Here is a 4,024-nt window from a genome sequence, read left to right as displayed (position 1 = left end):
GTCCTTTTCCGAACGAACGGCGCCCGATTACAAATCCACGGTCGTTATCCAGCATTGCGCCGGCAAAAATTTCGCTTGCCGAATCCGAAAACTCGTCGATCAATACAAAAACGCCAATGTCGGAGTAAGTTGCTTTTGCCGAAGCATTGTAGGTTTTTCGTTGCTGATGAAGGCCTTCGGTGTACAGAATAGGTTCTCCTTTTTCCAGAAATTCGTCAACCATTTGTAACACGCCAACCAGCGCCCCACCGGGGTTGCTTCTTAAATCGATAATTACCTTCTCGGCACCGGCATCTTTCAGTTTCAGCATTCCCTCCATAAACTCGCGGTAGGTGGCATTCGAAAAACGGCTAATTTTTATAAAACCGGTATGGTCGTCAATCATGTACGACACATCAACACTGTACAGCGGAATATCGCCACGGGTAATTTCAAACTCCAATTCGTCGGCGTAACCCGATCGTACGATTCCCACCCGAACTTTCGAGTTTTTTTCGCCACGCAACAGCGACATCACCGTGTTGTTGTGCACTTTTACACCGGCAATCAACGAGTCGTCGACAGTAACAATGCGGTCGCCGGGCAAAACACCCACCCGGCTTGACGGGCCTTCGGGAATTACCTCAATTACACGTACCGTATCTTCCTGAATAGAAAACTGTACCCCGATACCTGAAAAGTTACCACTCATTTCCTCCTGCACTTCGCTCATGTCGCGGGCAGGAATGTAACTGGTATGCGGATCGAGATTTTTTAGTATCTCCGGAATCGTACTTTCAACAATTTCGCTGGTATTTACGCTGTCTACATAACCCCTGTTAACCAGGTCGAGAATGGCAGATATTTTATTGGGTTGCGAAAATCCCCCGCCATGATACGACGGCGCAGCATTCCGGCTCATTATATTTCCAATCAGAATACCTGCCGCTACGGCAATGGCAATCAGTACGGGTAAAAGTATTGTTGTTTTCTTGTTCATAGGCTTTCTTCAATGGTCAGTAGCTAATAACCTGACCTGATTTTAATGTATATCGCGGCGGCAAACCACCGGTAGCGTCCGGCAAAATTTCACTTTTGCCTTTAAATATCAACCTGCTTTACTTCAATATCAGCACGTTTTAACAGGTTTATGCCATCCTCCAGGCGGTAGCTTTCGGTAAAAACCACACGTTTAATTCCGGCCTGAATAATCAGTTTCGAACACTCTAAACAAGGCGACGAAGTAACGTATAAAGTGGCACCATCACTACTGTTCCCCGACTTGGCCACCTTTGTAATTGCATTGGCCTCGGCGTGCAGTACGTAAGGTTTTGTTATGTTGTCTTCGTCCTCGCATATATTTTCAAATCCTGCCGGCGTTCCGTTGTAACCGTCAGAAATAATCATTTTATCCTTAACAATTAACGCTCCCACCTGGCGGCGTTTACAATATGAGTTTTGCGCCCATATATCGGCCATCTTCAGGTAGCGTTGATCCAATAACTTCTGCTTTTCGTCTTTACACATAAATGTTTTCTTTCTAGAATGGGTATTCGTTTTTTGCAACGATTACAAATGTAATACTGATTTCCGATAAATTCTGAAAATATAACACCCGGAAGCCCTTTGTTGTTGATTTTAAGAATTTTTAAAGATTCCTGATATTCGCCAAATTCTCTTATTTCACGCTGATTACGCAGATATCCGCAGAAAAATATTCCTACAGGTGAAAGACAATCAGCGATAATTTGCGTCATCTGCGAGAAAAATATTTAACTCGCTGAAATTGAAGCTTGCAAAAATTCAGGAAACAAAAAACGCCGCATAAAGCGGCGTCTTCAAATCAATTTGAAATATTTTCTATTCTTTAATTAAAAGCCATACATCCGAGTATTTCGGGAAAGCATTGCGTACCTGAGCCACTCTTCCACGTGCTTCGCTTTCGCTTTTGTACGAATTAACACAAACACGGTAATAACCGGTTTCGCTGTGCAGGATGATAGGCGTAAAACCCTCATCGATAAGCGTTGTACGGTAATTTTTTGCATTATCCAACTGACTAAACGAGCCCAAAATCACAAAGAAAGTGTTTCCGGCGTTTGCAGTCTGATCCGTTTGGCTGGTAAACGAAACCTGCTCTTTACGTATGGCAATCGGTTTCTCGTCGGCCACCGGTTCGGGTTTTGTTACAGCTGTTGGCTGTGTGGTTGTTTCGCTACCCGGTACGGTAAACACTTTTGTTGGTGCTGTAGTGTCAGTGGTATAAGCCGATTCGGCCTGACCCGACGATTTTTGAAATATCTTACATGAAGATGCAGTTAATGCAAGAATCGCTAAAAGAACAACTATCCTATTCATCTCTTTAAATTTTTATTTCTGTATTTCTGTTTAAATTCTAACGCGAAGATACGCATTACACCTGCGTGTGTTTTTGTAATCAAACGCAAGTTTTGCACACCATGTTGTTCGCAACTAAAAAAAATATTTTCGGACAGTTTATTTTTTGCATTTGGCACCGGCACCACCACCGCCAAAGAATAGCATTACACCAATCAGGAAACCAAAGTTATACCAGCCTCCTGCATTGGGGAAAGCATAAATTTCGTAATCGGTAAAAAGACTGGCAATAAAACTAAACAGTAAAATAAAACCGTGGAATATGCCTTTTATGAATCCCGGAGGATCACCAATATTTTCAAACGATTGTGTTGCGCATCCGGCAAAAAGAAGTGCTGCAGCTACTACCACTGCCAATAAAATAAATGTACGTTTCATCTTTTTTGTTTTTTTGATTTATGCGACGAAAATATCCCGCGCACGCTGAACAAGTTAGGTTATATTTATTAAAAAGAAAAGTTGAAAAGGAGAACTACTCCTGAATTATTTGCTGCATAAACGCGACAAAGCCGGGTGTATTAAGCCTTTCGCTGAGCATTACAAAATGCGGATTTATAAGATCGGCTTTGTTGTAAGCCATGGTTTCAAAGGTATCCTGACGAAAAACACTGCCGCCAAACTCTTCTACCATCAACTGGCCGGGTGCAGTATCCCACTCGGAACAAGGGCCTGCTTTAAGGTACATATCGGCATTTCCTTTAATGATCTCTATTTGCTTTTTCGAACTGCCGCAGTGCAATATCTCCAGCTCAAAAGTGCCTCTCATTTTTTCGATCAGCTCGGCTTCGCGGGGTTTAAAAAACGAGCGACTGGTGGCCACTCTTATTTTTCCGTTATAGGGCTCCGGCCTCTGCATTTCTTTGAAATTCCCTTTGCTGTCGAACTCATAAATCCCGCCGCCTTTACCGCAATACCAGCCGTTTTCTTTCAGCGGTTCATAAATCCATCCGTTTTCCGGGGCTGTTCTATTTATCAATGCGACGTTGATGCAAAATTCGCCGTTTCGTTTAATAAACTCCTTGGTACCATCCAGCGGGTCGACCAAAAAGTAATTCTCCCAGGTTTTACGAATTTCGTACTCCGGGAAGTTGGTTTCTTCATCTAAAACAGGAATTTCGGGGAATATTTGCGCAAGGCCTGCATTAATAATCTTACTCGAAGCTTTATCAGCCCGTGTAACTGCTGTATTATCCGATTTACGCTGCTCTTCAAAGTTGTTACTCTCATACACTTCTATGATCGCTCTTCCGGCTTTGGCCAGCACATCAATAACACTATGTACCTTGTTTAATTCCATTCAAATTTAGTATTCACGTAAATGTACGTTATCTGTTTTATCTTTAAAATCGCTGCCCTCGAAAACAAATGCTATTTAAATGTTTCTTCACAAACCGGTCCGCAAACCAATTTCCTTGTGTTTCGTAATAGAATTACTACCTTTTAGCTGAGAATGCCTATGATATTCAATAAAAATAAAAACCGCGAGCCGGCAGTGGCCGGACAATTTTACCCTTCATCTTCCAGCACTTTGGGAAATGAGCTGGAAGAACTTTTTGACGGTGCCGTTAATGTAAAAACCTCGCAACCGCTGCGCGCCCATATTTCGCCACATGCAGGCTATATTTTTAGCGGTGAAGTTGCAGCAGCC

6 protein-coding genes are annotated in these 4,024 nt (G+C 42.7%); 1 reads left to right on the top strand and 5 read right to left on the bottom strand.

The genetic code is table 11. The features are described 5' to 3' along the window. The 5 genes from ABZB17_RS21190 to ABZB17_RS21170 all read right to left on the bottom strand — a co-directional run. Nucleotides 1–979: S41 family peptidase (locus ABZB17_RS21190; protein WP_372653411.1), on the bottom strand; the 979-nt coding region annotated here is incomplete at its 3' end. Nucleotides 980–1,080: 101 nt separating this feature from the next. Then, nucleotides 1,081–1,506 (bottom strand): cytidine/deoxycytidylate deaminase family protein, encoded by a 426-nt coding sequence (locus ABZB17_RS21185; protein ID WP_372653408.1) that lies wholly within the window; start codon nt 1,504–1,506, stop codon nt 1,081–1,083. Between the two features lie 333 nt (nt 1,507–1,839). After that, nucleotides 1,840–2,337, bottom strand: coding sequence for an SPOR domain-containing protein (locus ABZB17_RS21180; RefSeq protein ID WP_198152325.1), 498 nt, complete (start codon nt 2,335–2,337; stop codon nt 1,840–1,842). Between the two features lie 138 nt (nt 2,338–2,475). Then, nucleotides 2,476–2,754 (bottom strand): hypothetical protein, encoded by a 279-nt coding sequence (locus tag ABZB17_RS21175; protein WP_372653406.1) that lies wholly within the window; start codon nt 2,752–2,754, stop codon nt 2,476–2,478. A gap of 94 nt (nt 2,755–2,848) precedes the next feature. Then, nucleotides 2,849–3,673 (bottom strand): 3'(2'),5'-bisphosphate nucleotidase CysQ, encoded by an 825-nt coding sequence (locus ABZB17_RS21170; RefSeq protein ID WP_372653404.1) that lies wholly within the window; start codon nt 3,671–3,673, stop codon nt 2,849–2,851. A 159-nt stretch (nt 3,674–3,832) separates the two neighbouring features. Here ABZB17_RS21170 and amrB point away from each other — a divergent pair. Beyond that, nucleotides 3,833–4,024: AmmeMemoRadiSam system protein B (gene amrB / locus ABZB17_RS21165; protein WP_372653400.1), on the top strand; the 192-nt coding region annotated here is incomplete at its 3' end.

Origin of the sequence: Draconibacterium sp. (genome assembly GCF_041583095.1) — a bacterium.
Taxonomy (GTDB): Bacteria; Bacteroidota; Bacteroidia; order Bacteroidales; family Prolixibacteraceae; genus Draconibacterium.
This window is presented reverse-complemented; position numbering and strand designations above follow the sequence as displayed.